General features: G+C 73.2%; 26 protein-coding genes. 12 read left to right on the top strand and 14 right to left on the bottom strand.

Annotation, left to right across the window (positions count from 1 at the left end; translation table 11 throughout):
* The first annotated feature begins 4 nt into the window (after positions 1-4).
* A complete protein-coding gene (locus JT362_RS13790) occupies positions 5-1,615 on the top strand; it encodes a DHA2 family efflux MFS transporter permease subunit (protein ID WP_260191566.1) in 1,611 nt (536 codons plus the stop codon).
* Positions 1,616-1,666: 51 nt separating this feature from the next.
* Here JT362_RS13790 and JT362_RS13785 read toward each other — a convergent pair whose 3' ends face one another.
* Together JT362_RS13785 and JT362_RS13780 are read right to left on the bottom strand one after the other, a co-directional pair.
* The gene (locus JT362_RS13785) at positions 1,667-4,969 is read right to left on the bottom strand and encodes a hypothetical protein (RefSeq protein ID WP_260191565.1); all 3,303 of its coding nucleotides are present in this window, start codon (positions 4,967-4,969) and stop codon (positions 1,667-1,669) included.
* A 34-nt stretch (positions 4,970-5,003) separates the two neighbouring features.
* Positions 5,004-6,050: a WD40/YVTN/BNR-like repeat-containing protein gene (locus JT362_RS13780; RefSeq protein ID WP_260191564.1), complete on the bottom strand. Its 1,047-nt coding sequence runs from the start codon at positions 6,048-6,050 to the stop codon at positions 5,004-5,006.
* 123 nt (positions 6,051-6,173) lie between these two features.
* On the opposite strand from JT362_RS13780, the gene JT362_RS13775 reads away from it, so the two are divergent.
* A complete protein-coding gene (locus tag JT362_RS13775) occupies positions 6,174-6,668 on the top strand; it encodes a PH domain-containing protein (RefSeq protein WP_375546493.1) in 495 nt (164 codons plus the stop codon).
* The gene (locus JT362_RS13770; protein WP_260191563.1) at positions 6,665-8,278 is read left to right on the top strand and encodes a PH domain-containing protein; all 1,614 of its coding nucleotides are present in this window, start codon (positions 6,665-6,667) and stop codon (positions 8,276-8,278) included. Before JT362_RS13775 ends, JT362_RS13770 begins: the two co-directional genes overlap by 4 nt.
* Here the strand turns inward: JT362_RS13770 and JT362_RS13765 are convergent.
* Positions 8,238-8,654, bottom strand: a complete 417-nt coding sequence (locus JT362_RS13765) for a RidA family protein (RefSeq protein ID WP_260191562.1) — start codon at positions 8,652-8,654, stop codon at positions 8,238-8,240. The genes JT362_RS13770 and JT362_RS13765 overlap by 41 nt on opposite strands.
* Positions 8,651-9,436, bottom strand: coding sequence for an NAD(P)-dependent oxidoreductase (locus JT362_RS13760; protein ID WP_260191561.1), 786 nt, complete (start codon positions 9,434-9,436; stop codon positions 8,651-8,653). Before JT362_RS13760 ends, JT362_RS13765 begins: the two co-directional genes overlap by 4 nt.
* Positions 9,437-9,494: 58 nt before the next feature.
* Between JT362_RS13760 and JT362_RS13755 the strand changes: the two genes are divergently transcribed.
* The gene (locus JT362_RS13755; RefSeq protein ID WP_260191560.1) at positions 9,495-10,439 is read left to right on the top strand and encodes a LysR family transcriptional regulator; all 945 of its coding nucleotides are present in this window, start codon (positions 9,495-9,497) and stop codon (positions 10,437-10,439) included.
* Here the strand turns inward: JT362_RS13755 and JT362_RS13750 are convergent.
* Together JT362_RS13750 and JT362_RS13745 are read right to left on the bottom strand one after the other, a co-directional pair.
* The gene (locus tag JT362_RS13750; protein ID WP_260191559.1) at positions 10,426-10,848 is read right to left on the bottom strand and encodes a GNAT family N-acetyltransferase; all 423 of its coding nucleotides are present in this window, start codon (positions 10,846-10,848) and stop codon (positions 10,426-10,428) included. The genes JT362_RS13755 and JT362_RS13750 overlap by 14 nt on opposite strands.
* On the bottom strand, positions 10,826-11,623 hold the full coding sequence (locus JT362_RS13745; protein WP_260191558.1) for a 23S rRNA (adenine(2058)-N(6))-methyltransferase Erm(C): 798 nt from the start codon (positions 11,621-11,623) through the stop codon (positions 10,826-10,828). The genes JT362_RS13750 and JT362_RS13745 overlap by 23 nt, the downstream gene beginning before the upstream one ends.
* A 245-nt stretch (positions 11,624-11,868) precedes the next feature.
* Between JT362_RS13745 and JT362_RS13740 the strand changes: the two genes are divergently transcribed.
* The 4 genes from JT362_RS13740 to JT362_RS13725 are packed head-to-tail and all read left to right on the top strand — an operon-like array spanning position 11,869 to position 16,764.
* On the top strand, positions 11,869-12,921 hold the full coding sequence (locus tag JT362_RS13740) for an NAD(P)/FAD-dependent oxidoreductase (RefSeq protein ID WP_260191557.1): 1,053 nt from the start codon (positions 11,869-11,871) through the stop codon (positions 12,919-12,921).
* 46 nt (positions 12,922-12,967) lie between these two features.
* The gene (locus JT362_RS13735; RefSeq protein ID WP_260191556.1) at positions 12,968-14,341 is read left to right on the top strand and encodes an FAD-binding oxidoreductase; all 1,374 of its coding nucleotides are present in this window, start codon (positions 12,968-12,970) and stop codon (positions 14,339-14,341) included.
* A gap of 12 nt (positions 14,342-14,353) precedes the next feature.
* Positions 14,354-15,907 carry an acetolactate synthase large subunit gene (locus JT362_RS13730; protein ID WP_260191555.1) on the top strand — a complete coding sequence of 518 codons (1,554 nt, stop codon included), beginning with the start codon at positions 14,354-14,356 and terminating at the stop codon, positions 15,905-15,907.
* Positions 15,904-16,764, top strand: a complete 861-nt coding sequence (locus JT362_RS13725; protein ID WP_260191554.1) for an oxygenase MpaB family protein — start codon at positions 15,904-15,906, stop codon at positions 16,762-16,764. The genes JT362_RS13730 and JT362_RS13725 overlap by 4 nt, the downstream gene beginning before the upstream one ends.
* On the opposite strand, the gene JT362_RS13720 is transcribed toward JT362_RS13725, so the two are convergent.
* Together JT362_RS13720 and JT362_RS13715 are read right to left on the bottom strand one after the other, a co-directional pair.
* Positions 16,761-17,090, bottom strand: coding sequence for a histone-like nucleoid-structuring protein Lsr2 (locus JT362_RS13720; RefSeq protein WP_260191553.1), 330 nt, complete (start codon positions 17,088-17,090; stop codon positions 16,761-16,763). The genes JT362_RS13725 and JT362_RS13720 overlap by 4 nt on opposite strands.
* Before the next feature lie 113 nt (positions 17,091-17,203).
* Positions 17,204-18,478: a hypothetical protein gene (locus JT362_RS13715; RefSeq protein ID WP_260191552.1), complete on the bottom strand. Its 1,275-nt coding sequence runs from the start codon at positions 18,476-18,478 to the stop codon at positions 17,204-17,206.
* A 201-nt stretch (positions 18,479-18,679) separates the two neighbouring features.
* Between JT362_RS13715 and JT362_RS13710 the strand changes: the two genes are divergently transcribed.
* On the top strand, positions 18,680-19,171 hold the full coding sequence (locus JT362_RS13710; protein ID WP_260191551.1) for a DUF3145 domain-containing protein: 492 nt from the start codon (positions 18,680-18,682) through the stop codon (positions 19,169-19,171).
* Between the two features lie 13 nt (positions 19,172-19,184).
* The gene (locus JT362_RS13705; RefSeq protein ID WP_260191550.1) at positions 19,185-19,763 is read left to right on the top strand and encodes a nuclear transport factor 2 family protein; all 579 of its coding nucleotides are present in this window, start codon (positions 19,185-19,187) and stop codon (positions 19,761-19,763) included.
* A 6-nt stretch (positions 19,764-19,769) separates the two neighbouring features.
* On the opposite strand, the gene JT362_RS13700 is transcribed toward JT362_RS13705, so the two are convergent.
* Positions 19,770-19,985 carry a hypothetical protein gene (locus tag JT362_RS13700; RefSeq protein WP_260191549.1) on the bottom strand — a complete coding sequence of 72 codons (216 nt, stop codon included), beginning with the start codon at positions 19,983-19,985 and terminating at the stop codon, positions 19,770-19,772.
* A 144-nt stretch (positions 19,986-20,129) separates the two neighbouring features.
* On the opposite strand from JT362_RS13700, the gene JT362_RS13695 reads away from it, so the two are divergent.
* Entirely contained in the window at positions 20,130-20,954 is an 825-nt protein-coding gene (locus tag JT362_RS13695; RefSeq protein WP_260191548.1) for a helix-turn-helix domain-containing protein, read from the top strand.
* A 13-nt stretch (positions 20,955-20,967) separates the two neighbouring features.
* Positions 20,968-21,153: a DUF397 domain-containing protein gene (locus JT362_RS13690; RefSeq protein WP_260191547.1), complete on the top strand. Its 186-nt coding sequence runs from the start codon at positions 20,968-20,970 to the stop codon at positions 21,151-21,153.
* A gap of 17 nt (positions 21,154-21,170) precedes the next feature.
* On the opposite strand, the gene JT362_RS13685 is transcribed toward JT362_RS13690, so the two are convergent.
* From JT362_RS13685 to JT362_RS13665, 5 genes are all read right to left on the bottom strand, one after another.
* Positions 21,171-22,418, bottom strand: a complete 1,248-nt coding sequence (locus JT362_RS13685; protein ID WP_260191546.1) for a beta-ketoacyl-[acyl-carrier-protein] synthase family protein — start codon at positions 22,416-22,418, stop codon at positions 21,171-21,173.
* A gap of 34 nt (positions 22,419-22,452) precedes the next feature.
* Complete coding sequence (locus tag JT362_RS13680; protein ID WP_260191545.1) at positions 22,453-22,704, bottom strand: acyl carrier protein; 252 nt, start codon at positions 22,702-22,704, stop codon at positions 22,453-22,455.
* A 38-nt stretch (positions 22,705-22,742) separates the two neighbouring features.
* Complete coding sequence (locus tag JT362_RS13675) at positions 22,743-23,717, bottom strand: beta-ketoacyl-ACP synthase III (protein ID WP_260191544.1); 975 nt, start codon at positions 23,715-23,717, stop codon at positions 22,743-22,745.
* Entirely contained in the window at positions 23,714-24,658 is a 945-nt protein-coding gene (locus tag JT362_RS13670) for an ACP S-malonyltransferase (protein ID WP_311202702.1), read from the bottom strand. The genes JT362_RS13675 and JT362_RS13670 overlap by 4 nt, the downstream gene beginning before the upstream one ends.
* 119 nt (positions 24,659-24,777) lie before the next feature.
* Complete coding sequence (locus JT362_RS13665; protein ID WP_375546492.1) at positions 24,778-26,025, bottom strand: PucR family transcriptional regulator; 1,248 nt, start codon at positions 26,023-26,025, stop codon at positions 24,778-24,780.
* Between the last annotated feature and the right edge of the window lie 562 nt (positions 26,026-26,587).

Here is a 26,587-nt window from a genome sequence, read left to right as displayed (position 1 = left end):
TTTGATGGAACCACTACCTCCGACTCCCGCCGCGGGGGCGGCGCCGGCAGCGGGGGACCTGAAGCTCGACCGCCGGGTCCTGATGATCGGCTCGGTCGTCATTCTCGGCGCGATCATGGCGATGCTCGACATCACCGTGGTGAACGTCGCGCTCGATCACCTGATCGTCGAGTTCAACAGCACCCTGGACCAGATGCAGTGGGTCGCCACGGGCTACACCCTGGCGCTCGCCACCGTGATCCCGCTGTCCGGTTGGGCCGCCGACCGGTTCGGCACCAAGCGGATCTACCTGGCCGCGGTGTTCCTGTTCATGCTCGGCTCGGCCGCCGCGGGCACCGCGTGGTCGGCGGAGTCGCTGATCCTGTTCCGCGTGCTGCAGGGCCTCGGCGGCGGCATGCTGATGCCGCTCGGCATGACGATCCTGACCAAGGCGGCCGGCCCGGAGCGGGTCGGCCGGGTGATGGCCGTGCTCGGTGTGCCGATGCTGCTCGGTCCGATCATCGGCCCGATCCTGGGCGGCTGGCTCGTCGACGACGTGTCCTGGCGCTGGATCTTCTTCATCAACGTGCCGATCGGCCTGGTCTCGCTGGCCATGGGCGCCAAGATCCTGGAGGCGGACGACCCGAGGCCGGCCGAGAAGCTCGACGTGGTCGGCCTGGTGCTGCTGTCCCCCGGTCTGGCCGCGCTGATCTACGGCCTCGCGCAGGTTCCGGCGAACGAGGGCTTCGGTCACCCGGAGGTCTACCTGCCGGCGGGCATCGGCGCGATCCTGGTGGCGACGTTCATCTGGCACGCCGCCAGGACCGAGGGCGCGCTGATCGACCTGAAGCTGTTCCGGGACCGGGGCTTCTCGGTCGCCATGGTCACCATGGTGCTGTTCACCGTGGCGTTCTTCGGCGCGATGCTGCTGTTCCCGCTGTACTTCCAGCAGGTGCGGGCCGAGGGCGCGCTGAACGCCGGTCTGCTGATCGCCCCGCAGGGCATCGGCGCGATGATCATGATGCCGCTCGCCGGGATGCTCGTGGACCGCGGTTACGCGGCCCGCACGGCGCAGCTGGGCATCCTGGTCATCGTCGGGTCGATGTTCGTGTTCACCCAGCTGGGTGCGGACACCTCCTACTGGACGATCGGGATCGCGCTGTTCGTGATGGGCTTCGGCATGGGCATGTCGATGATGCCGATCATGTCGATCGCGCTGAAGACGCTGCGTCCCCAGGACGTGGCGCGGGCCTCGACCAGCCTGAACATCATCCAGCAGGTCGCCGCCTCGATCGGCACCGCGATGCTGTCGGTGATCCTGTTCGACGAGATGAAGGGCCGGATCGCCGAGGTCATGGCGCAGCTGGGCGTGCAGCCGGGCGGCGAGGCGCCGGCGCCGACGTCCATGCAGGACGTGCCGCCGGAGCTGCAGGCGATCATCGCGCCGCCGATGGCCGACGCCTACTCGGCGACGTTCGTGTGGGCGCTGGTCCTGCTGGCGCTGGCGTTCCTGCCGGCGCTGCTGCTGCCGCGCGGCAAGGGCACCCCGCCCTCGGTCGCGAGTTCCGACGACGCCGAAGCTCCTGAGCTTCCGGAGGCGCCGAAGGAGCGCGTGCCGGAGGGTGAGCTCAGCTAGCTCGAGTTCGAGAACGGCGCCGGGAGTCCCGAGGACTTCCGGCGCCGTTCGCTATTCCCGGGCGGTCACCACGTCCCGGGCGGCCACCCGTACGTCCGGGTGGCCGTGTTCGCGCAGGCCGGTGACCAGCTCCCGCCACTCGGGTGTCCAGCCGCGCATCGACCCGTCGGCCTCCGCGAGGGCCAGCGCGAGCAGCTGGGCCGCCGGCGCGTGCTCGTCGCCGGCCAGCGCGGCGGCCAGTCCGTGCAGGTAGGACGGTGGCAGCCGGTCGGCCCGCCGCCGGACCCGCGCGTGCAGGGCGTGGTGCGCGTGCCACGCCCACACGGTCTCGTCGGCCAGCTCGGCGACCCGCGACAGCCGCGCCTCGTCCTCGGCGGTCCGGTCCAGGCCGACCGCCGCCACCGCCAGCTCCACCGCGGGCCGGCGCAGCGTCGGGTCCCCGGCCAGCACGTCGGCCAGGCTCGCGGCGGCGGCCCGCAGCACGGCGGAGGTCGCCGCGCCGTCCTGGACGGCGTTCGCGACGGCCAGCAGGCGTTGCCGCACCGGCAGGTCGCGGTCCGGGGTGACCGGCGGTTCGGGGGTCGCGAGCAGCGCGGTGGCGGCCGTGACCAGCGGCGCCGGGTCCTCGACGGCCACACAGCCGGCGACCAGCGCGGTCAGCGCCGGTCGCCAGGCGGCCGTGCCGGTCAGGTCGGTGACCCGGCCGATCAGCAGGCCGGCGCCGTCGTCGTCCCAGCGGGCCCACGCGGCGAGCGCGGCCAAACCGAGGCGGGCGGTGTCCGCGTCCGGCGAGTCGGCGACGGCGTGCACCAGCGTGGCGTAGCGCGGGCGGTGGCGAGTGGCGATCGCGTACGGGTCCACGTCGAGCACCGACGTCGCGACGTCGGGCGCGGCCCGGGACGCCTCCGCCAGCACGGTCCACGCGCGTTCGTCGTCCAGGCACCAGCGGGTCGCCCACACGACGGCGCGGCGCACGTCGCGGTGCTCGTCCGGCCGCCGCCACACGTCGGTGAGCAGGCCGGCGACGTCCGGGGCGTGGTGGGCGGCCAGCAGCCGCACGGCCTCCTTGCGGGAGGTCACCTTCCGGCTGTCCAGCGCGGCCGCGAGGGTGGTGCGGAGCCGGTCCGGCGGAACGAACCGGGCGCACCGGGCCGCCGCGTACACCGCGACCCGCGCCCGGTCGGTGTCGGCGTGCGCGAGCAGGTCGGCCAGTGCCTCGGCCGGCACGTCGGTCCAGGCCAGCGCGCCGAGCGCCGCTTCCACGACGGGTACCTCCGCGTCGGCGAGGTAGCCGCGCAGCCGGTCCGCGGTGCCGGGCACCTGGCCCAGCCGGGCGACCGCGGGCACCCGCTCCCAGACCTGTACGCCGCGCCGGTCGGCGACCGCGGCCAGCCGGTCCGCGTAGGTCGCGCACTGGCGGGGCAGCCAGCGGCCGAAGCAGCCGGCGAAGTACGGCACGTACCGGATGCCGCGCTTGATGAACCGCCCGTGCAGGGGCTTGGCGAGCGCTTCGTCCACCAGGTCGGTGCGGCGCAGCCCGATCCCGTTCCGCACCGGGTCGAGCGAGATGGTGGAGCGGTCGTCGTGGAACACCTCGGCCAGCCGCTCGTCGCGGGTCGCCGGCGGGTCGAGCCACAGGGCGATGGCCCTGCGCACGGTGACGTCGTCGGTGGCCTTCCTGGCGCGGCCGACGAGTTCCTGCAGCTCCGGGAGGTGCCACGCGCGCCGCCCGAGCCCGCCGGCCAGCGACAGCGCGATCCGGAACCGGCCGTGCCGGGCGTCCTCGGTGAGCCGGGGTCGCAGCGCCGCGAGGACCAGGTGTTCGGCGCCGCGCGGCAGCTCGTGGTCGAGCTTGGTCAGGTTCAGCCACTGGTGCGCCTCGCCGAACCGGCCGAGCGCCGTCAGCCCGGCCTCGACCAGCTCCACCTGGCGGGTCAGCGCGCCGTGCCGGATGAGCCGGTCGATCAGCGTCCGCACCCGGCCCCTGGTCTGCCAGGAGCAGTCCCTGGCCGCCAGCGCGTCGGTGACCAGCCGGAGCAGGTCCGGTGCCTGGTCGGGACGGAACAGCCACGGCGGCACCGCGGCCAGCGCGCCGAACGCCTCCAGCCGCACCGGGTCCTGCTCGTTGGCGAGCCGGTCCAGCGAGCCGAGCACGGCACCGACGGTTTCCGGGTCGCGGGTCGCCGCCGCCGCGGCCACCAGGAGCCGGTAGCCCGTGCCGCGCTCGTCCGCGGTCGGCCGCCGGGTCTCCGCGCGCAGCGTCTCCCGCGCCGCGGGCCACGACAGCCGGGCGGTGACCGCCAGCCTCAGGTGCCGGTCGTCGGCGACCTCGCGACGGCCGAGCAGCCGCTCCGCCTCGGCGTGCCTGGCCGCCGACGGCAGCAGGTCCAGCGCGTCCAGCGGCACCGTCGAGTCCGGCAGGTCCCGGTCGCCGAGCACGCCCGCGTACACCGCCGGCCGCCGCGCCGGCGGGAACACCCGCAGGAACCGGGCGAACCGGTGGGGCTCGAGCGCGCGGCCGAACCGGACCAGGTCCTCGTCGGGCAGTGCCAGCACCGCCCGCCACAGCTTGCGGCCGTCGGGCACCTCACCCCGCCGGCGCGGGTCGAGCAGCACGGCCAGCACTCCGGCCGGATCGTGCCGGGCCAGCGGCGTCAGCGCGTCGCGCAAGGTCGACGGCAGCCGGGTCCTCGGCGCCACTCCGGTCAGCAGCGCGAGCACCCGCGCCGGCTCGACCCTGGCCGACGCGACGATGCCCCTGGCCACCCTCGGCACCAGGTGCGCGGGGTCGGCGCGGTCGAGTTCGTCGTCGAGCCAGTCCAGGAACAGCGTGGGGTTCCGCTGGGCGAGCCGGCCCCAGCCGGTGACCGCGTGTTCCAGGTCGGGCAGTCGGGCGGCGACCGTGGCCGCGCCGCACACCGGCAGCAGCACCGCGGCCTCGACGTCACCGAACCGGGCCAGCACCGCCGGCAGCAGTGCGTCGGCCACCGCGCTCGCCCGGCGCCGGCCCACCTCCCGGTACAGCGTCCGGCGCAGCGCCGTCGACAGCCCCGGCAGCGCCTCGACCAGCGTCGCCGGCGGCAGCTCCAGCCGCACGGCGAGAACCAGCGCGCGGGCGACGACGGCACCCTGCTCGGCGGTCAGACAGCGGGCGACGTAGCCGGTGTCGCCGGCGACCTGGGCCAGGTGCAGCGCCACCCGCGGGCCGAAGCCGCCGCGGCCGTGCAGGTCGTCGAGCAACGCCGCCAGCTCGGCGGTGCCGGCCAGCGCGCGGGCGTGGCTCGCCAGCTCCTGCTGCCGGGCCGCGTACGGGAGTCCGTCGATGCCGGCGAGCAGCCGGCGTGCCGTGATCACGGGCCGTATTCTGCCCGCGACCGGTGCCCCGGAATCAGCCGATTCGCAGGGTTCCCACCCGGCCCTGCTCGCCGGAGGCCCAGCAGGCGCCGTCCCGGCCGCAGTCGACGCTGTCGAACGAGCCGTCGTCGAACGGCCACCAGTGCCGGCCGCCGTCCAGGCTCAGGTCGCTGCCGGTCGGGCCGACCGCGATCAGCGCCGAGGGCAGGAACGGGTGGTAGGTGACCGCGGACCGGTAGCCGGCGGGGGAGTTCCCCGGCTCGCGCCAGGTGTCGCCGCCGTCGCGGGTCAGTGCCAGGTTGTCCGTGCCGGCGGTCGGGTCCAGGTAGTCGCCGCCGATCGCCACGCCCTGCCGTGGGTCGCGGAACGCGACCGCGAACACGCCCGCGCTCTCCCCACTCGCCAGCGGGGTGTCGCTCGCGGTCCAGGTGCGGCCCCGGTCGGCGGAGTGCAGCACCCGCGCGGCGTCCGAGCCGCCGGTGGCGATCCAGGCGTGCTCGCGGCCGGCCACCGTGACGCACTGGCCGCTCGCGGAGAACTGGTACTCGCCGGGCAGCGCGTCCGGGATGCCGTCCCCCGGCACCATCCGCCAGGACCGCCCGCCGTCCGATGTGGACAGCACCCGGAACTCCCCGTCCACCGGGTCGCCGACGACCAGCCCGTGCCGCCGGTCGAAGAACGCCGCGCAGTTGTAGAACGCGGCCTCCTCGGTGTTGCGGAACGTCTCGGTCCAGGTGGCGCCGCCGTCGGTGGTGCGGTAGACCCGGGACGACGCGCCGGTGCCGATCGACAGCGCCACCGCGGTCCGCGCGTCGAACGCCTCGATGTCGCGGAAGTCGAGGGCGTCGGCGCCGGGCGGGCCGACGTCGGTCCAGGTGCGGCCGCCGTCGACCGTGCGCAGCACCGTGCCGCCCGAGCCGCTGGCCCACGCCACGTGCCGGCTCACCGCCGACAGCCCGCGCAGCTGCGCGTCGGTACCGGTCTCGGTCAGCCGCCAGGACAGCGGGTCGGCCGCGGCGGTGCCGGTCGGCACGACCAGCGCGGCGAGGATCAGCAGGACGACGGTCACGGCGCGGCTCATGGGTCGGGAAGATAGCCGAGTGGGGTCAACCGAGGGAATGACCAGTGGGATCGTTCTTCCGGGCGACGCGGGGGCACACGGCCCGTCCGTAGCGTGTCAGCCATTCACGTTCGGGGAGGACAAGTGAACGAGGTGGTTCGGCTTCGGCCGCCACGCAACCGGGTGGAGCGGCGCGCGGTCACGTACTGGCTCACCAACGAGCTGGCGACCGTCGCGGTGCCGGCGGTGGTCCTGGCCGTGCTGGCGCTGCTGATCGGGCCGGCGCGGCCGTGGCTGCTGCTGGCGATGGGGATCGTCCTGGCCGTCGGGGTGCCGTACGGGATCGCGGTGCCGTTCTGGCGGTACCGGGTGCACCGCTGGGAGGTCACCGAGGACGCCGTCTACACCAGGTCCGGCTGGCTGTGGCAGGAGTGGCGGATCGCGCCGATGTCGCGGATCCAGACCGTGGACACCGCGCGCGGGCCGCTGGAGCAGCTGTTCCGGCTCTCCAGCGTCACGGTCACCACGGCGTCGGCGGCCGGCCCGCTCAAGATCCAGGGCCTGGACCACGAGCTGGCCGCCGAACTGGTCGAGCGGCTGACCGAGACCACCCGGAGCAACCGCGGAGACGCGACGTGACACCCCCTGTGCCGCACTCCGAACCGCCCCGCTCCCAACCGCACCCGAGGGGAACCGCACCAGTCCCGTCCCCCGCGACCACAAGTAGAAAATCCGGGGAGGCGGGACGGTGGGAGCAGCTGGACCGGCACACGGTGTGGGCGTCGGCGATCACCGTGGCCGGGTTCGGGGCGGGGGTCGCCGTTCCGTTCGTCGCGGGGTTCGTGCGGGGCGGCACCTCGCCCGTACCGGTGCTGCTGATCTCCGGGGGCGGCGTGGTGCTGCTGACCGTGCTCGCCACGGTCGCCGACTGGATGCGCTGGCGGCACACCCGCTACCGGATCACCGACGAGCGGGTGGAACTGCGCTACGCCTGGGTGCTGCACACGCTGCGGTCGATCCCGAGGGACCGGGTGCGCACGGTCGACCTGGTGGCCAACCCGCTGCTGCGGATGTTCGGGCTGACCAAGGTCAAGATCGGCACCGGCCAGCAGGTGACCGGCCAGCAGAGCCACCTCACCCTGGACCCGGTGCGCCGCGCACGGGCCGAGGAACTGCGCCGGGTACTGCTCGAACGCGCCCCCGCCGCCGGAGAGACCACCGAGCCGGACACCGGGCCGGCGCTCGCCACGCTGGACTGGTCGTGGATCCGGTACGCGCCGATCGGGGTGACCACACCGATCCTCGGCACCGCCGCGTTCGGCGCGGTGATGCAGGTGTCGGACTGGATCGGCGTGCAGAACTCGGTGATCCAGTACGTCGGGGACCTGTTCGCGAACACCTCGATCGTGGTGCTGGTGCTCGTGCTGGTCGCCATCGGCGTGCTGATCGGCGTCGTCGGGTCGCTCGGCCTGTTCGTCGAGATGTGGTGGCGCTACCGGCTGACCCGGGAGAACGGCACCCTGCTGGTCCGCCGCGGCCTGTTCACCACCCGCTCGCTGTCGCTGGAGCAGCGTCGGCTGCGCGGGGTGGACGTGTTCGAGCCGCTGGGCGCCCGGCTGGTCGGCGCCGCCCGGGTCGACGTGGTCGCCACCGGCCTCAAGGTCCGGTCGGACAAGGACAACACCGACCCCAAGACCCTGATGCCGGCCGCGCCGATCGCGCTGGCCCGCCGCGTCGCGGTCGACGTGCTGCGGGCCGACCCGCTGGCCGGCGTGGACATCCGGCCGCACCCGACGGCCGCGCGGAACCGGCGGATCGCCTGGGCGCTGTACGCGGCGCTCGGGATCGCGGCCGTGCTCGCGGTGCTGGGCCTGCTGCTCACCACCGTGCTGCTGCACCTGGCGTGGATCGCCGCGCTCGTGCTGACCCCGGTGGCGATCGCGCTGGCGCTCGACGACTACCGCAACCTCGGCCACGGCCTGTCCGGTGACTACCTGGTCACCCGCTACGGTGCCGGCAGCCGGCACACCGTCGCCCTGCTCCGGGGCGGGATCATCGGGTGGAACGTGCGCCGCTCGCCGTTCCAGCGCCGGTCCGGGCTGGTCACGATCGCCGCGACGACCGCGGCCAACGACGGCCGGTTCTTCGTGCGCGACGTCGGCGAGCAGGAGGGGCTGCGACTCGCGGAGGAGGCGGTGCCCGGCCTGCTCACGCCGTTCCTGGAGCCGGTGACCCCAGCACGGCCGTGACGTCGACCTCCAGCAGCAGGCCGGGGCGGAACAGCCGGGACACCTCGACGGTGGTGCTGGTCGGTCGCGCGTCGCCGAGGTAGGTCAGGCGGGTGGCGCCGTACTCGGCCAGCCGGTCCAGGTCGGTCAGGTAGCTGCGGATGTTGACCACGTCGGCGAACGTGGCGCCCCGGTCGGCGAGCAGCGCGCCGATGGCGTCGAAGGTGAACCGGGTCTGGGCCGCCATGTCGTCCCCGCCGACCACGGTGCCGTCGGCGGCGAGGGCGGCCTGCCCGGACAGCACCAGCAGCCGGCACCCGCCCAGGTCGACCTCGGCGAGCTGGGAGTACGCGGCGGCCGGCGGCGGCGCGATCGGGGGATTGTGGAACGTGGTCATCGGGTGCTCCTCGGGTCGGCCAGCGCGCCGGCGTCCTGGCCGGTCGGCTGGGTGTCGGCTCGGTCGCGTGCGGCGGCCAGCAGCGGCAGGCGGTCGCCGTGACGGATCGCCAGGTCCAGGTCCTTCACGGCCAGTTCGGTGCCGAAGTGGACGCCGGTCGCGCCGGCCCGGGCGGCCACCATCGCGAGCGGGCCGGTGCCGAGCAGCGGCTCCGGGTCGACGCCGAGCGCGGCGGCCAGCTCGCGGACCTCGCCGAGCAGTGCGAGCCCGCCGACCATGGCGGCGTTCAGCACGAGCTTGGCGGCGGCCGCGCTGCCGGACCCGCCGGTGCGCCGCACGTCGCCGAGAGCCGCGAGCACCGGCGCCACCCGGTCCACATCGGACTCCGCGCCGCCGGCGAGGACGATCAGCTCGCCGGCCTCGGCCCGGTCGATACTGCCGCCGACCGGTGCGTCCACCACCGGGCACGGCAACCGGGCCGCGATCGCGGCGACCGCGCGCGGGCCGATCGTGGACAGCTCGACGAGCACCGCGTGCGGTGTCATCGCCGGCGCGGCGCCGTCGTCCCCGAACAGCACCGCCTCGACGGCTTCGGGGCCGGTGAGCATGGTCAGCACGAACTCCGCGCCGGCGACCGCGTCGGCCGGGGTGGTGGCGGCCCGCGCGCCGGCGAGCCGCCTCGGGGTTCGGTTCCAGGTGGTGACCTCGTGGCCGGCGGCGACCAGCCGGGCGGCCATCCGGCTGCCCATGTGGCCGAGGCCGAGAAACGCGACGGTGGACATGCCCGCGACGCTAGGCTCGACCAGGACATGCGACAAGCGAATGTCTCGCATGGCTCCCATGCGTTCCCGGAAGGAGTCCGTTGTGGACGTCGCGCACCTGACCGTGTTCCGCGAGGTGGCGCTGCGCGGCTCGTTCACCGCGGCCGCCGCCGCGCTGCGCTACACCCAGTCCGCGGTGTCCCGGCAGATCGCCGCGCTGGAGGAGGACGTGGCCGCGACCCTGTTCGACCGGGTGCCGCGCGGCGTTCGCCTCACCGACGAGGGCCGCTGCCTGCTCGGGCACGCCGACGCCGTGCTCGACCGGCTCGACGCCGCCCGCCGGGACCTCGCCGCGCTGCGCGAGGTCGACAGCGGCCGGCTGCGGATCGGCGCGTTCGCCACCGCCGAGGCGGTTCTGGTCCCACGCGCGATGGCGGCGTTCCGGGCCGCGCACCCGAGGGTCGAGCTGTCCCTGTCCGACGGGCTGTCCGCGACCCAGGAGGCCCGGCTGCGCGCGGGCGAGCTGGACGTGGCGGTGCTGTCCGTTCCGACCGGCCAGACCGCGAACCCGCCTGACGGACTGGCGCTGCGCCACCTGCTCGACGACCCGCCGCTGGTCGCGCTGCCCACCGGGCACCGGCTCGCCGCGCGGCACACGATCCGGCTCACCGAACTGGCCGAGGAGAGCTGGATCGCCGGCTCCACCGCGGTCGAGGACACCCTGATCGGTGCGTGCCTGCGATCCGGGTTCCGCCCGGCGGTCCGCTACGTCGTCGGCGAGTGGACCGCCAAGCAGGGCCTGGTCGCCGCCGGCCTCGGCGTCACCCTCGTGCCCGGCCTCGCCGCGACCGCGCTGCGCCAGGACGTCCTGGTGAAACGCCTGCGCGCCGAGGAGCTGACCCCGCGCCGGGTGTACGCGGCGACCGCCGAGCGGGTGCCGCCCGCCCCGGCCCGCTTCCTCGACCACCTCGCCGCGAGCGCCACCGAGCTGCGCCGCGAGCTGGCCGCGCTCACGACCCGGTGACCGGCCGGCGGCGTTCCATGTACGTGGCGTCCGGCTCGGCGAACCCGAACCCGCGGTACAGCTCGTGCGCGTCGGCGGTATGCAGCATCCACCGGAAGTGCCGGCCCGGCCCGTCCTCGATCATCGCGCGCACCAGCGCCTTGCCGACACCGTTGCCCCGTGCCTCCTCGACCACGAACACGTCGGCCAGGTACGCCGCGGCCTCCCCGTCGGAGAAGGCCCGCGCGAACCCGAGCATGGCGCCGTCGTCCGTGCGGTAGGCCGCGACGATCCGCCACGCGCCGTCCAGCTGCCGCTCCACCATCGCGCGGTCGCGGAACCTGCCCCAGTAGGCCTGAGTGGACATGAACTCCCACAGCACGTCCCGGTCGACCCGGCGCCGGTCGTCATCGATCTCGAACTCGCCCATGCCCCGAACCTAGCGCGCGGGGCAGCGGCGGCGGGCTGACCGCACGGTCGCCGGCGAGAGTGGTCGCCACCGCGGTCCAGTGTCCGATCCGGACCTCGCCGGCCGGCGTGGCCGGGTCGGTGCCGTGCGCGCGCAGCACGCGGTGCGCGAGCCGGTGGGCGACCAGGTCGCCGAGCACGTGCCGGGCCGGCGTGTCCGGCCGCCGGTACACCGCACCCAGCAGCGTCCACAGGACCGCCTGGGTCCGCCTGTCCACAGGGGAGCGCCGGATCGACAGGTGCGCGGCGTCCACCCCGGGCGCCGGGGTGAAACACGACGCCGGGATCCGCCGCACCAGCCGCAGGTCGAACCGCGCGGCCCACCACGCCGCCTCCAGGTCCCTCGGCCGCGCGGCGGTCAGCCGGCGGGCGAGGCCCCACTCGACCACCACGTCGGCTCGTGCGAGCCGGCTCGGCACGGGGGTGAGCAGCCGGCGCAGCAGCGGGGTCGTCACGGCGAACGGGATGCTCGCCACCACGGCGAAGTCCCGCCCGGGCAACCGGACCCGTCGCAGGTCGTCGTGCACCACGCGCACTCTCGGCTGGTCGGCGAAGCGTCGGCGCAGGGCGCGCACGAACGCCTCGTCCCGCTCCACGGCGAGCACGCGCGAGCCGGTGCCGGCCAGCGGGGCGGTGATGGACCCGGGGCCGGCACCGAAGTCGATCACCAGGTCGTCCCGGCCGAGTCCGGCGTCGCGGACGAGCCGGTCGGCCACCCGGCCGGACAGCAGGTGCACCCCGGATGAGGACGGGCGGAGATGGGCGGCACGAGGCCGCCGGGAAGAAGGCATGGGAGAGCCGCTCCAGGCACGAGGAGAAACAGGAGGTGCGTGGAGACAGCGACAGCCGACCCGTCAGACGGGGTCAGCGCGGAACGCGAACCAGAAGGCCATCGCTGTCAGCGACGGCGCTTCTTTATCATCGCAGCCATACCCATACCGACCACGGTAACCGCCACGGCAACCGAATTACCCTCGACACCATGGAGCGGGTCGACATCCTGGTGATCGGCGGCGGCATGGCGGGCGTGTCCGTCGCCTACGAGCTGGCCGCCGACGCGTCGGTGCTGCTCGCCGAGGCCGAGCCGACCCTGGCGGCACACACCACCGGCCGCTCGGCCGCCGTCTACGCCCCCAGCTACGGCGGCCCGGTCGTCCGCGACCTGACCGCCGCCAGCGCGGCCCGCTACCGCGAGCTGGAGACCGAGCTGGACACTCCGCCGCTGCTCACCCCGCGCGACGTGCTCTGGCTCGCCGCCGACGACGAGGCCGCCACCCACCTGGCCGGCCTCCCCGCCACCCCGGTCACCCCCGCCGAGGCAAGAACCCTGTGCCCGGTGCTCGCCGAGGTCGTCGCCGCCGCGCACGACACCAGCGGGTCCGACATCGACGTGATGGCCCTGCACCAGGCCTACGTCCGCGGCCTGCGTGCCCGCGGCGGCCGGATCCGCACCGGCCGCCCGCTCACCGCCCTGCGCCGCGACGGCACCGGCTGGCACGCGACCCTCGACACCGATGACGTCCTGGCCGGCACCGTCGTGAACGCCGCCGGGGCCTGGGCCGACACCGTCGCCGCGCTGGCCGGCGTGCCGGCCGCCGGCCTGCGCCCGCTGCGCCGCACGGTCGCGCTCGCCGCCGGCCCCACCCCGGTCGACCCGGCCTGGCCGATGGTCGCCGACGCCGCCGACCGCTTCTACTTCCGCCCCGAGGGCACCCGCGTGCTGGTCTCCCCGGCCGACGAGACCCCGACCGAGCCGTGCGACGCCCGACCGGAGGAACTCGACGTCGCGCTCGCCCTGGACCGGGTCAACGCGGTCACCACGCTCGGCCTGCGGTCGGTGCACACCGCGTGGGCCGGCCTGCGCACGTTCACCGCCGACCGCGCCCCGGTGGTCGGTGCGTGGCCCGACCACCCCGGGTTCGTGTTCGTCGCCGGCCAGGGCGGCTACGGGATCCAGCTGGCGCCCGCGCTCGCCGTGCTGGCCGCGGCCGTGGTGCGCGGCGCGACCCCACCGGCGGGCGTGTCGCCGCGGTGATCGGAACAACTATTGTGGCGCCAGGGGCAGAGCTGGGAGGAATCCGATGGCGGACCTCGGTACGAGACTCGGTGAGATCGTCGGCGCCGAGCACGTGTCCTCCGGCGACGCGGTCGCCGAGGACTACACCCACGACGAGACGCTGACCGCCGAGCCGGCCCGGCCGGCGCACGTGGTGCGCCCGGCGGACGCCGAGCAGGTCGCCGCGATCCTCGCGCTGGCCGCCGAGACCGGCACCCCGGTCACCGCGCGTGGCAGCGGCACCGGCCTGTCCGGCGCGGCCGTCCCCCGCGCGGACGGCGTCCTGGTGTCGTTCGAGCGGATGAACCGCGTGCTGGAGATCGACACCGAGAACCACGTCGCCGTGGTCCAGCCCGGCGTCACCCTCGCCGAACTGGAGGAGCGCACCAAGGCCGAGGGCCTGGTCTACCCGGTGTACCCGGGGGAGCTGTCCTCGAGCCTCGGCGGCAACGTCGGCACCAACGCAGGCGGGATGCGCGCGGTCAAGTACGGCGTCACCCGCCACCACGTGCTCGGCCTGCAGGCGGTGCTGCCCACCGGCGAGGTGATCCGCACCGGCGGCAGGTACGTCAAGGCCAGCACCGGCTACGACCTGACCCAGCTGATCGTCGGCTCCGAGGGCACCCTCGCGCTGGTCACCGAGGCGGTGCTCAAGCTCCAGCCAAGGATGTCCCACCAGGCCACCGTGCTGGCCCCGTTCCCCGACCTGGCGACCGTCGCGCGCGCCGTGCCCAGGGTCGTCGGCAGCGGCATCGGCCCACTGATCCTCGAGTACATCGACGCGCTCACCATGGGCGCCATCACCCACACCGCGCAGCTCCAGCTCGGCGTGCCGGACGAGATCCGCGACACCGCGCAGGCCTACCTGGTGGTGATGCTGGAGAACAACGCGACCGAGCGGCTCGACCAGGACGTCGAGGCGGTCGGCACGCTGCTCGGCGAGCTGGGCTCGCTGGACACCTACGTGCTGCCCGGCCCGGCCGCGCGCAAGCTGATCGACGCCCGCGAGAAGGCGTTCTTCACCGCGAAGGGCGCCGGCGCCGACGACATCATCGACACCGTGCTGCCGAGGGCCGCGCTGCCCGAGTTCTTCTCCGCCGTCATGGAGATCGCCCAGGGCAACCAGACCCTGGTGGTCGGCTGCGGCCACGCCGGCGACGGCAACGTGCACCTCGCGGTGTTCCAGAAGGATCCCGAGGTGCGGCACAAGGTGCTGCACGAGCTGTTCGCCACCGGCATGCGGCTCGGCGGCGCGATCTCCGGCGAGCACGGCATCGGCCACGAGAAGAAGCGGCACTTCCTCGAGCTGGAGGACCCGAACAAGGTCGCCCTGATGCGGCGGATCAAGCAGGCGTTCGACCCGACGGGGATCCTCAACCCCGGCGTACTCTTCGACTGAGGGGACTATCCGATGAACGGCGCACAGGCCCTGCTGCGCACCCTGGTCGACGGCGGCGTCGACGTGTGCTTCGCCAACCCGGGCACCTCCGAGATGCACTTCGTGGCCGCGCTGGACGCGGTGCCGGAGATGCGCGCGGTGCTGAGCCTGTTCGAGGGCACCGTCACCGGCGCCGCCGACGGCTACGCCCGGATGGCCGACCGCCCGGCCGCCACCCTGCTGCACCTGGGCCCCGGCATGGCCAACGGCCTGGCGAACCTGCACAACGCCCGCCGCGCGCACACCCCGATCGTCAACGTGATCGGCGACCACGCCCGCTACCACAAGGGCTTCGACGCCCCGCTGGAGTCGGACATCGACGCGCTGACCGGCTGGCTGCGCGGCTGGACCCGCACCTCGAAGTCCCCGGACGAGCTGGGCGCCGACGCCGTCGCCGCGATCGCCGCCGCGCGCACCGCCCCCGGCCAGGTCGCGAACCTGGTGCTGCCCGCCGACGTGTCCTGGGCCGACGGCGGCGAGCCGGGCACCCCGGCCGACCCGCCCGCCCCGGTCCCGGTCGACGAGGACCGGATCGCCGAGATCGCCAAGGTCGTCCGCGCAGGCGAGCCGACCGTGCTGCTGCTCGGCCACGGCACCACCCGCGATCGCGGCCTGGTCGCCGCCAGCCGGATCGCCGCGGCCACCGGCGCGAAGCTGTTCGCCGAGACGTTCCCCGCCCGGATCGAGCGCGGCGCCGGCCTGCCGAACGTGGAGCGCCTCGGCTACCTCGCCGAGCAGGTCCAGTGGCAGCTCACCGACGTCAAGCACCTGGTCCTGGTCGGCGCGAAGGCCCCGGTGTCGTTCTTCGCCTACCCGGGCAAGGCCAGCGAGCTGGTTCCGGACGGCTGCCAGACGCACGTGCTGTCCGTGCTCGGCGAGGACGGCACCGGCGCGCTGGAGCACCTGGCCGACGAGGTCGCCGCCGGCGTCGACCCGGTCCGGCAGGAGGCCACCCGCCCCGCGCTGCCGTCCGGCCCGCTGACCCCGCAGAACTGGACCGAGGTGATCGGCGCCCTGCTCCCGGAGGGCGCGATCGTCTCCGACGAGGCGAACACCTCCGGCCTGATGATCCCGATGACCACCGCCGGCGCCCCACGGCACGACGTGCTGACCCTCACCGGCGGCGCGATCGGCCAGGGCCTGCCGGTGGCCCTCGGCGCGGCCGTCGCCGCCCCGGACCGCCCGGTGGTGTGCCTGCAGGCCGACGGCAGCGCGATGTACACGGTGTCGTCGCTGTGGACGATGGCGCGCGAGGGCTCGGACGTGACCACGGTGGTGCTGAACAACCGCGCCTACGCGATCCTGCGGATGGAGCTGTCCCGGGTCGGCGCGGAGGCCGCCGGCCCGAAGGCGAACGAGCTGCTCGACCTGTCCGGCCCCGACCTGGACTTCGTGCGGATGTCGGAGGGCATGGGCGTGCCCGCGACCAGGGCGACGACCGCGGAGGAGCTGGCCGACCAGTTCGGCAAGGCGCTCGCGGAGCCCGGCCCGCACGTCATCGAGGCCATGGTCCCGCCGCTGCTGTGACCGACCATGGCCTGTTCGGCCCGTCCTCGGTGACCTGGCAGCTGCACGCGGAGCCGGCGATGTGGCTGGCCGGCATCCGCGGCCTGTACCTGCAGGCGCTGCACCCGAGGGCGGTCGCGGGTGTGGTGCAGAACTCCGACTTCCGCGGCGACCCGCTCGGCCGCCTGGTCCGCACCGCGAACTTCGTCGGCGCCACCACGTACCTCACCACCGAGGAGGCCAGGCGCGAGGCCCGCGCGGTCCGCGAGGTGCACCGCCGGCTGCGGGTCACCGACCGGGAGACCGGCGAGCGGTACCGGGTCGACGAGCCGGAGCTGCTGCTGTGGGTGCACTGCGCGGAGGTGTCGTCGTTCCTGGCGGTGGTCCGCCGGGCGGGGTTCCCGCTGACCGCCGCGCACGCCGACCGCTACCTCGACGAGCAGCGCCGCTCGGCCGCCCTGGTCGGCCTCGACCCCGACGAGGTCCCCGGCGACGTGGCCGCGATGCGCCGCTACCTGGCGGACCGGCGCCCGGAGCTGCGCCGGACCGAGGACGCCGACGAGATCTACGACTTCCTGCACCGCCCGCCGGTACGCGGCACGCTCGCGCTCGGCCTTGCGGTGTACGAGCCGCTGGTGGGCCACCTCGGGTACTCGCTGCTCCCACGCTGGGCCACCGAGCTGTACGGCCGCCGCCCGTACCCGGACCCGGTCGCGACCGCGATGCTGCGTGGCCTGTCCGGCACCCTGCGCGTGGCCCAGCGCACGGCCCGCGCGTTGGTGCGCGAGCCGCGACTTGGACCGCTCCAGCCGCACCCGGTGCTCGCCGTGCGGCGGCTCGGCACCTGGGCGACCCCGTCGGCGAAGCGACTCCCCTAGGAGTGCGCCTCCTGGAACCTGGTCAGCAGCGCCTGCGGGACGCGGCCGCGCTCGGCGACCTCCTCGCCCTGGCTGCGGGCCCACTCGCGGACCGCCTGGGTGTCCGGCTTGCCGTTGGCCGCCGGGGTCGCCTTGCCGCGCTGCTTGCGGCCGCCGGTGCGCCGCGCGTGGCCGACGAACTCGGCGAGCGTGTCCCGCAGGCGCGCGGCGTTCTCCTCGGAGAGATCGATCACGAACTCGACCCCGTCGAGGGCGAAGGTCACGGTCTCGTCGGCCCGCCCGCCGTCGAGGTCGTCGACCAGTTCGAGAACGGTCTTCTGCGCCACAGGGTCCTCCGGAGGTGGGTTCACGAGACGAGCGGGAACGAGGATAACGGCCGGACGGTCACCTTCCGGTGAAGGTCGCCGGTGTGGCGAGGAGTCCGATAGCGACGTCACATTCAGACGGGGGCCCGGATGTCCAGCGCGAGGGTGGCGAGCCGGGTGAGGTCCTCGTCGTCCGGTGTGGACGGCGCGTCCATCCACACCGCCTGCGCCAGCTTGAGGCTGCTGCCCTCCAGGTCGCTGGCGTAGGCCGCGGACTCGAAGGCCGGTTCGTCGCCGTGGGGCCACGGCTCGTCCTCGGTGGCCGGATCGGTGATCGCGCCGCTGCCCGGCGTGTCCACGACGGTACGCAGCTCCTCGGCGAGCACGCTCTCCGGGAAGCGCAGCACGGCCACCATGACCGCGGCCCGCTTGCCGTCCGCTGTGGACTCGAAGCGCATCCGCACCAGCTCGCCGCAGCGGTTGCGCTCCAGCCAGGCCTGCACGTCGCCGTAGGCGTGCGCGGCGCAGTCGGTGTCGGAGACGGTGCCGGCCGGAACGAAGTCCTGGCCCTCCACCTCGACGGCGCTCGGCGGCGTGGTCGTGGGGCCGGCCGCGCGCTGGTCGTCACCGCCGGACGACGCGACCGCGTAGACGATGCCGGTGAGCAGCAGCATCGCGACCAGCACGGCCGCGCTGACCGGGAGCCAGTGCAGCTGACCGGACCGGCGGGCGGCGGCCGCGGGCGGACGGGCCGGGACCTTGGGGATGAGCGTGGTGCTGGCCGTGCTCAGGCCGGGGGCGGCGGTGTCGGCGAAGCCCTCGGCGGCCAGGTCGAGCCCGGCGAGCGTCGCGTTCCCCGGGGCCAGGGCGTGCAGGATCGCGCGCGCCTGCGCCACCGTGCACGGCCGCGGGTGGGTGGCGAGCTCGCGGGCGGCGGTGAGCAGCTTCCCGGGCTCCGGGTGCAGCACGCGGACGCCGCGCAGCAGGTCGGAGGTGGGCTGGTGGACCTGCGAGACGTACGGGCCGACGGCGATCACCGTGCCGACCGGCAGCGGTTCGACGTCGGCCTGCTCCAGGTGCCGGGTGATCGCGGCGATGGCCTCGGTGACCTCGGTGGCCGGGTTGACCACGCCGTCGGCGCGGGTGAGCGGCCAGCCGTCGGTCTTCCACTGGCCGGTCAGCGGCGCGTCGAGGCGCATCGCCGGGTCGGGCAGGTCCACGCCGGCGACGACCAGCACGCCGCGGGGGAGCAGCACGACCGCGTCCACCCCGGGGGGAGTGTCACCCGGCGGGGGGCCGATGAGCGCGACGCCGCCCACGACGTGGTCGCCGCGGCCCCAGGAGGCGAGCGCGGCCCGCACGTCGGCACCGACCTTTGAGGACTCGTCGCCCAGCCGGACCAGTCGCACCTGCCACCTCCCTTCCCCCGCTCACCGTAGCCGGACGGTCGCCCCCGGTCGGTGCGGGTTCGCCGAATTCGTGCCTGGTGTGGCGGAAGCGTCGGTGGTCAGGGCAGAATGAGCGCCAACAACCTAAAGGGAGTGCGTGCCGTACCGCCGTGACGAGGGCGTAGGGGAAGACGGTTCCTCGTCGAGCAGCGGAGGTCAGCAGTGAGCACTCGTGGCGTGGTGTACGTCCACTCGTCGCCGTCTGCGGTATGTCCGCACGTCGAGTGGGCTATTTCGGGCACCCTTGGAGTCCGGGCGAACCTGCAGTGGACCGCACAGCCGGCGGCGCAGGGACAGCTCCGGGCCGAGTGCGGCTGGACAGGTGAGGCCGGAACCGGTGCCAAGTTGGTGACCGCGTTGAAGGCGTGGCCGATGACCCGGTTCGAGGTGACCGAGGAACCGAGCGAGGGCGTCGACGGCGAACGTTTCTGCTTCGTACCGACGCTGGGCCTGTGGCGCGCCCGCACGTCCGCGAACGGCGACATCGTGGTCGGCGAGGACCAGCTGCGCGCGATGGCGACGGCGAGCCGGGCGGGCGAGGCGTTCGCCCACAAGGTCGACGAGCTGCTCGGCGCGTCCTGGGACGCGGCGCTCGAGCCGTACCGGCGGGCCGGGGACGGTGCCCCGGTCACCTGGCTGCACCGGGTGGGCTGAGTAGTCTCTCCGCGTGGCCCCTGAACGCGGCCGCCAGCCGTGGTTGCTGCCGGTCCTCCTCATCACGGTGATCGCGACCGCGATCGGCGGGTTGCTGGCGCGCACCGTGTACGAGGATCGGGAGGTCGCCGACGTCGTGCCGGCTCCCAGCACGTCGGTGCCGCCCGAGGAGCAGCCAGGCCCGACCGTGGTGCTCGGCACCCAGGACGCGGGCGCGCACCCGCTGTTCGAGCCCGTACGCGCGGTCCTGCAGACCTACTTCGACGCGATCAACGCCCGCGACTACGAAGCGTGGACCGCGACGGTGACCCCGAACCGGGTGGACCGCCAGCCGAGGGAGGCGTGGCTGCGCAGCTACCGTTCGACCCGGGACGGAAGCATCGTGGTGCACCGGATCGAACTGGCCGCCGAGGGCGAGGCACGGGTGCTGATGAAGTTCACCAGCGTGCAGGACCCGGCGGACGCGCCGCAGGAGCTGCGCGTGCCCTGCATCAACTGGAACGTGGTCTTCCCCCTGGTCGAGACCGACGCCGGTTGGAAGATCGACAGCGGTACCACGGCCGCCAGCCCCCAGCACGAGGCCTGCGCCTGACCGCGGTCAGCGGCCGCGCTCGTACAGGACGTCCATTTCGGACACCGCCTGCGCGCTGACCTCGGCCAGCCTGCGCATGGTCGTGGCGTCGAGCTGCAACTCGATACCGCCGTCCTCGCCGATGATCAGATTCGCCATGTCGCTGCCCTCGACGCCGCACCGCAGCGGGCAGCCGTCCTGGACCGCGGCCCAGATCCCGGTGGTCAGATGGGTGGTGGTCATGCCTGCGAGTGTTACGTATGGTCCTACAGGTCGCCATACCTCGATCGGTTGATGAGGCTCGTTCGGTCCCGGCATGGCCGGGCAGACTGGACGCCGCACGAAGGAGGATCGAGACGAGTGGCAGATCGCGAGGACCCGTCGGCGGTGCGCTGGCTGGTGGGGGTCGAGCTGACCCGGTTCCGGGAACGCGTCGGCAAGAAGATCACCGAAGCGGCCAAGGTCATCAACTGCTCCGCAGGCAAGGTCGGCCACATGGAGAGCGGCCGCAACCAGCAGCAACCGGCCGAGGTGCGCGACCTGCTCCGCTTCTACCGCGCCGACCAGGCCGACATCGACCGCCTGTCGTCGCTGGCTGGCAGCGCCGGTCAGCAGACCTGGTGGGCACCGTGGACCGATGTCGTTCCTGACTGGTTGCGGACCTTCGTCGGCCTGGAGGGGTTGGCCTCCCGGTCGTCGATCTACGCACCGTTGGTTCTCCCGGCGCTGCTGCAAACCGAGGCCTACGCCCTCGGCGTCACTGCCGGCAACCTCCGCGTCCGTCCGGATCACGACGAGCGGACCGTGAGCCTGCGGATGGAACGCCAGCGTCGCCTGTTCGACGAGGAGCACCCGCTACGGCTGGCCGTCATGCTCGAAGAAGTCGTCCTCGACCGGCCCATCGGCGGGGCCGGGATCATGCGTGCGCAGCTTGAGCGCCTGGTGGAACTCGGGCAGCGTGACAACGTCGAGCTTCGGATCCTGCCGACCGCGCTCGGTGCGCACGACGCCCTCGTCGGGCCGTTCACCGTGCTCGACTTCGCCGAAGCCCAGAGCATCGGCTACGCGGAGATGGTCAACGGGGCCGTCTACGTACAGGATCAGGCCCAGGTCGCTGGCTATACTCGGATCGTCCACCGGCTGCGTGAGGTAGCGCTGTCGCCGGAGCAGACCGCCGATCTGATCCGTACGCGCCTCACGGCGTTGACCTGATCACGGAGGAACCATGTCCACCGCAGATCGCCGCGACGGATGGCGAAAGTCCTCGTTATCGGACACCGGCAACGGCTGTGTCGAGGTCTTCCGCACGCTGGGGGCGTTGCGTGACTCCAAACAGCCGGGCGGGCCGGAGCTGGTGGCCGACGTGCCCGGGCTGGTCGGGATGGTCAAGGGCGGCCGGCTCGACAGCTGAGCGACCGCCCTCGAACGTCAGGCCGCGGTGAAGGCCAGGGCCACGTTGTGCCCGCCGAAGCCGAACGAGTCGTTCACCGCCGCGGTCAGTTCCAGCTTGCGCGGTTCGCCGGCGACCACGTCCAGGGTGACCTTCGGATCCTGGTTCTCCAGGTTCCGCGTCGCCGGGATGATGCCGTGGTAGATCGACAGCAGCGTCGCGATGCTCTCCACCGCGCCGGCGCCGCCGACCAGGTGGCCGAGCGCGCTCTTCGGCGCGGTCAGCACCACGTGCTCGCCGATCGCCTTCGAGATCGCGACCGCCTCGCCGATGTCGCCGACGACGGTCGACGTGGCGTGCGCGTTCACGTGTCCGATGTCGGTCGGCGACAGACCGGCGGTGCGGATGGCCTGGGTGATCGCGTTGATCTGCCCGATGCCCTCCGGGTGGTTGCCGGTGATGTGGTACGCGTCGGACGTGATGCCGGTGCCGGCCAACCGCCCGTAGATCCGCGCGCCCCGTGCCCGCGCGTGGTCCTCGCGCTCGAGCACCAGCACGCCGGCGCCCTCGCCGAGCACGAACCCGTCGCGGTCGACGTCGAACGGCCGGGACGCGCGCTCCGGCTCGTCGTTGCGCAGGCTCAGCGTCCGCGACTGGGCGAACCCGGCGACGGTGATCTGGTGGATGCACGCCTCCGCGCCACCCGCGACCACCACGTCGGCCCGACCGGTCTGGATCATTTGCCACGCGGTGGCCAGGCCCTCCGCGCCGGACGCGCACGCCGACGCGGGGGAGTGCACCCCGGCCCTGGCCATCAGGTCGATGCTGACGTGCGCGGCCGGGCCGTTCGGCATCAGCATCGGCACGGTCAGCGGCGACACCTTGCGCAGCCCGTGGTTCTCCAGCAGGTCGTCCTGGTCGAGCAGGGTCACCGGGCCGCCGATGCCGGTGCCGATGGCGACGCCGAGCCGTTCCGGTTCGACCGACTGGTGTTCCTCGGTCGGCCGTTCGAACCCGGCGTCCGCCCAGGCCTCGCGCGCCGCGATGATCGCGATCTGTTCGCAGCGGTCCAGCCTGCGCAGCTGGACCCGCGGCAGCACCTCGGACGGTTCGACCGCAAGCGGCGCCGCGAGCCGTGTCGGCAGGTCGAACTTCGACACCCATTCGGCGTCGTTGGCCCGGATGCCGTTCTTGCCGGCGAGCAGCGCGTCCCAGGTGGACGTGACGTCGCCGCCGAGCGGAGTCGTCGCACCCATGCCGGTGACGACCACATCGACCGTGCTCATGTCCCCCTCCGAGGTGGGTTCAGTTCCTGATGGCTCAGGCGTTCTTGGCGACGTAGCTGACCGCGTCGCCGACGGTCTTCAGGTTGGCGAGCTCCGCGTCCGGGATCTTCACCTCGAAGCGGTCCTCGGCCTGGACGGCGATCTCGACCATCGACAGCGAGTCGATGTCCAGGTCGTCCACGAAGGACTTGTCCGCGGTGACCTCGTCGGACTCCACACCGGCGACCTCTTCGACGATCTCGGCGAGACCGGCGAGGATCTGCTCTTCGGTGGGCTTCTCGGCCATGGGGTTCACTCTCTCTTTCTGGTAGGGAACTGCGGAAATCACGGACAGATCACGACTTGGCCGGCGTAGGAGAGCCCCGCGCCGAACCCGATCAGCAGGGCGACGTCGCCGGAGTGCACCCGGCCCGCCGCGCGCATGTGGTCCATCGCCATCGGGATGGATGCCGAGGAGGTGTTGCCCGAGGTGACGATGTCGTCGGCGACGACCATGTCCTCCCGGGCGCCCTTCTGCCGCAGCTTCTTCGCGATCGCCTCGACGATGCGCAGGTTCGCCTGGTGCGGGACCAGGACGTCGATGTCGGCCGGCGTCAGCCCGGCCAGTTCGACGGCACGCAGCGCGATCGGCGCGATCTTGGTGGTCGCCCAGCGGAAGACCGACTGGCCCTCCTGGTGGATGTGCCGGCCGTTGGGCATCCGGATCGTCTCGGCCAGGTCACCGGCGGTGCCCCAGGCGACCGGCCCGATGCCCGGCTCGTCGCTCGGCCCGACGACCGCGGCACCGGCCGCGTCGGCGAAGATGATCGCCGTGGACCGGTCGAGGGGGTCGACGATGTCGGTGAGCTTCTCCGAGCCGATCACCAGCACCCGCTCGGCCGAGCCGGCGCGGACCATGTCCGAGGCCGACGCGAGCCCGTAGCAGAACCCGGCGCACGCGGCGTTGAGGTCGAACCCACCGGCCGCCCTGGCCCCGACCAGCTCGGCGATCTGCGCGGCGGCGTTGGGCATCGGCACGGTGTTCGTGCAGTTCGCGACGATCACGGTGTCCACGTCGGACGGGGTCAGCCCGGACGCGGCGATCGCCTTGGACCCGGCCTCGACGCCCATCGACACGACCGTCTCGTCCGGCCCGGCGAACCGCCGCTCGGCGATGCCGACCCGCTCGCGGATCCACTGGTCGTTGGTGTCCATCTTGGTGGACAGCTCGTCGTTGGTGACCACGCGCTCGGGCTGGCTGCTGCCGATGCCGAGGATGCGGCTGGCCGCGGCACCTCGGGACTGCTGGATGCGGGTCATGCGGCGTTCTCCTCGCCGAGCAGGTCGGCGACCTTCGCCAGGTCCTCCGGCTTCTTCAACGCGACCGGCTTGACGCCGTCGAGCTCGCGCTTGGCGAGCCCGGTGAGCGTGCCGGCCGGCGGCAGCTCCGCGACCGCGCCCACCCCCCGCTCGGCCATCGCGGCCATGCACAGATCCCAGCGCACTGGCCGGGTGACCTGCGCGACCAGCCGATCGAGCACGTCCTGACCCTCGGTGACGACCTGTCCGTCGGCGTTCGACAGCAGCGCACGACTCGGGTCGCTGACGGCCACGTTCTCGGCCCGCTTCCCGAGCGCGTCCTTGGCGGTGGCCATGAACCGGGTGTGGAACGCCCCCGCGACCTTCAGCTTGATGACCTTCTTCACCCAGTCGGGCTTGGCCGCGATCATCTCGTCGACCTTGTCGAGCGGCCCGGCCGCGACGATCTGCCCGGCCCCGTTGCGGTTCGCCGGCGTCAGGTCGAACTCCGCGAGCCAGTCGACGACCTGCTCCGGCTCACCGCCCATGACGGCCGCCATCCCGGTCGGCTCCAGAGCGCAGGCCCGCGCCATCTCCGCGCCCCGCACCGCGGCGAGCACGACGGCGTCGTCGGCACTGAGCGCCCCGGCCATCGCGGCCGCCGCGAGCTCACCGACGGAGTGCCCGGCGACCAGCACGTCGCCCGGAAGTTCGTGCCGCCGCTCCAGCTCCTCGAAGGCCAACAGCGCGAGCGCGACGACCAGCGGCTGGGTGACCGAGGTGTCCTGGATCGCCTCGGCGTCGGCGACCGTGCCGAGTTCCAGGAGGTCGAGCCCGGTCAGCTCCGACCAGCCGGCGACCCGTTCGCGAGTGCCGTCCAGTTCGAGCCACGGAGTGAACATGCCTGGCGTCTGGGAGCCCTGGCCTGGGGCGAGCAGTGCGAGCACATGACAACTGAACACGGTCGGGGGCCTTCGAAGGCATGCCGCCACTCACGAAGTCGAGGCAGCCGATTTGTAGGAACCCCACAAAGGTTACCCCCAGATGAACGGTACAACGCCGTTTGTGTTGTCTGTACCACTTACCACAGGCCACGCGCGCGCGACAGCCGCCCCACCGCGAGCGCGATCCGGAGCACGAGCGCGTCCCGAGGAACGCTCGCGTTGTGCCCGGTGACCTCAGCCGCCTTGCGCAACCGGTACCGCACCGTGTTCGGGTGGACGTAGAGCTCCCGGGCGCAGGTCTCCAACACCCCACCCGCCTCCAGAAAGGTCTCCACGGTCTCCAGCAACGCCCCGCCCGCGTCCTCCAACGGCCGCGCGATCTGGTCCACCAACTGCCACTCCGCCTCCGGATCCCCCGCCAACGCCCGCTCCGGCAACAGATCGGTCGACCGCACCGGCCGAGGCGCCGAAGGCCACGCCACCACTGCCCGCAACCCCGACAAGGCGTCCGCCGAACTCCGATGCGCGTCCGCGATGCTGTCGACAGTGGGCCCAACCACCACGGCTCCCTCCCCGAAAGAGGTCGCCATCCGCCGCAAGACGTCCCCAGTAACCCCCGTATCCCCCGCAAGCACGACAACCAGCCGAGACCCCTGCACCCCCAGCAAAACGGACCGATTGGCCCGAGCCGCCCGACTACGCACCTCGTAAAGCACGGTAGGCGGATCGTCCGACGGAGAATTCCCCACAAGAACGGTAGCCGCCGCGTCCAAATCCCACCCCAACGCCGCGGCCCGACTCAGCAAAGACTCCTCGGCATCCCCCCGCACGATCGCGTCCACCACGGACGCCTCCAACCGAGCGTCCCAAGCCCCCCGAGTCTCAGCAGCGGTCGCATAAGACATGGCCGACGTAAAAGCCACCTCCCGCCCATACCGAAGCACCGCCTCGGTAAGAACCCGCCGCTCCTCCTCATCCGCCGCGAGCCCAGGCACCTCCCGCTCGATCACCTGCACAGCGACCCGAACCAGCTCCACCGTCTGCCGCAAACTGATCCACCGCGACAAATCCCGAGGCGCCTGCCGAAACGCGTCGGCAGTGAGCCGAATGGCCTCCCCCTGATCCCGCAGGTAGGAGGTGAACCCGGCAGCCCCCGTCTGCGCGATCAGGAGAACGGAAGCCCGCTGATCCGCCGGCATCCGCCCGAACCAGGCGAACTGCTCCTCCATAGAAGCAACCGCAACCGAAGCCAACTTCCCCGAAGCCCGCTCCAGCGCCCCCAACGTCCCCTCCGAAACCCGAACCACCCTCCCGACTCTAACCACCCCACCACCCCTAGACCGCCCGACCAACGCAAAGCCCCCCAAACCCACCCCCAACGCCATATGCAATTCGCAGCAAGAAAGACGCCAGCTCCCGCAGGGCGCCACAGAACATGTGCCTCGCCCACCTAACGAAAGTGACCTCGGCTCGGCCGGTAGCCGGACTCGCGCTACACAAGCCCCGATCCCAGCCAGGACGCCAGCGGGTCCGGCAGTCCGAACCCGCGGACCGCCCAATCCGGGAGCGTGACACACACAGCCCACGACGCGAACATACGACTCGCGCGACGCGAACGTACGACTCGCGCGACGCGAACGTACGACTCGCGCGACGCGAACGTACGACTCGCGCGACGCGAACGTACGACTCGCGCGACGCGAACGTACGACTCGCACGTCAGGCTCGGGAACCTCGCGCGCCTTGAAGGAAGCCAGATGGCCAAGGGGACCAAAGGCCAAGGCCCCCAAATGGCGCGAAGCGCCAGCGCTGGTCACTCCAAAAAGCAACCACGCCGGGTCGCAAGAAGCTCGCACCGTGGGGGTCTGGGGGGTCGCCCCCCAGGGCATAGACCCCCGCATCCGCCTCCGGGAAGGTGCGCAGCACCGAACAGGAGATACCGGATGC

The organism is Actinophytocola gossypii, from assembly GCF_025165815.1.
Classification (GTDB): Bacteria; Actinomycetota; Actinomycetes; order Mycobacteriales; family Pseudonocardiaceae; genus Actinophytocola; species Actinophytocola gossypii.
This window is presented reverse-complemented; position numbering and strand designations above follow the sequence as displayed.

Coding starts and splice junctions, on each gene's coding strand:
- JT362_RS13790 (WP_260191566.1), top strand. CDS start 5: ATGGAACCACTACCTCCGACTCCCGCCGCGGGGGCGGCGCCGGCAGCG.
- JT362_RS13780 (WP_260191564.1), bottom strand. CDS start 6,050: ATGAGCCGCGCCGTGACCGTCGTCCTGCTGATCCTCGCCGCGCTGGTC.
- JT362_RS13765 (WP_260191562.1), bottom strand. CDS start 8,654: ATGACCACGTTCCACAATCCCCCGATCGCGCCGCCGCCGGCCGCCGCG.
- JT362_RS13760 (WP_260191561.1), bottom strand. CDS start 9,436: ATGTCCACCGTCGCGTTTCTCGGCCTCGGCCACATGGGCAGCCGGATG.
- JT362_RS13755 (WP_260191560.1), top strand. CDS start 9,495: ATGCGTTCCCGGAAGGAGTCCGTTGTGGACGTCGCGCACCTGACCGTG.
- JT362_RS13750 (WP_260191559.1), bottom strand. CDS start 10,848: ATGGGCGAGTTCGAGATCGATGACGACCGGCGCCGGGTCGACCGGGAC.
- JT362_RS13740 (WP_260191557.1), top strand. CDS start 11,869: ATGGAGCGGGTCGACATCCTGGTGATCGGCGGCGGCATGGCGGGCGTG.
- JT362_RS13735 (WP_260191556.1), top strand. CDS start 12,968: ATGGCGGACCTCGGTACGAGACTCGGTGAGATCGTCGGCGCCGAGCAC.
- JT362_RS13730 (WP_260191555.1), top strand. CDS start 14,354: ATGAACGGCGCACAGGCCCTGCTGCGCACCCTGGTCGACGGCGGCGTC.
- JT362_RS13700 (WP_260191549.1), bottom strand. CDS start 19,985: ATGACCACCACCCATCTGACCACCGGGATCTGGGCCGCGGTCCAGGAC.
- JT362_RS13690 (WP_260191547.1), top strand. CDS start 20,968: ATGTCCACCGCAGATCGCCGCGACGGATGGCGAAAGTCCTCGTTATCG.
- JT362_RS13685 (WP_260191546.1), bottom strand. CDS start 22,418: ATGAGCACGGTCGATGTGGTCGTCACCGGCATGGGTGCGACGACTCCG.
- JT362_RS13680 (WP_260191545.1), bottom strand. CDS start 22,704: ATGGCCGAGAAGCCCACCGAAGAGCAGATCCTCGCCGGTCTCGCCGAG.
- JT362_RS13675 (WP_260191544.1), bottom strand. CDS start 23,717: ATGACCCGCATCCAGCAGTCCCGAGGTGCCGCGGCCAGCCGCATCCTC.
- JT362_RS13665 (WP_375546492.1), bottom strand. CDS start 26,025: ATGGCGTTGGGGGTGGGTTTGGGGGGCTTTGCGTTGGTCGGGCGGTCT.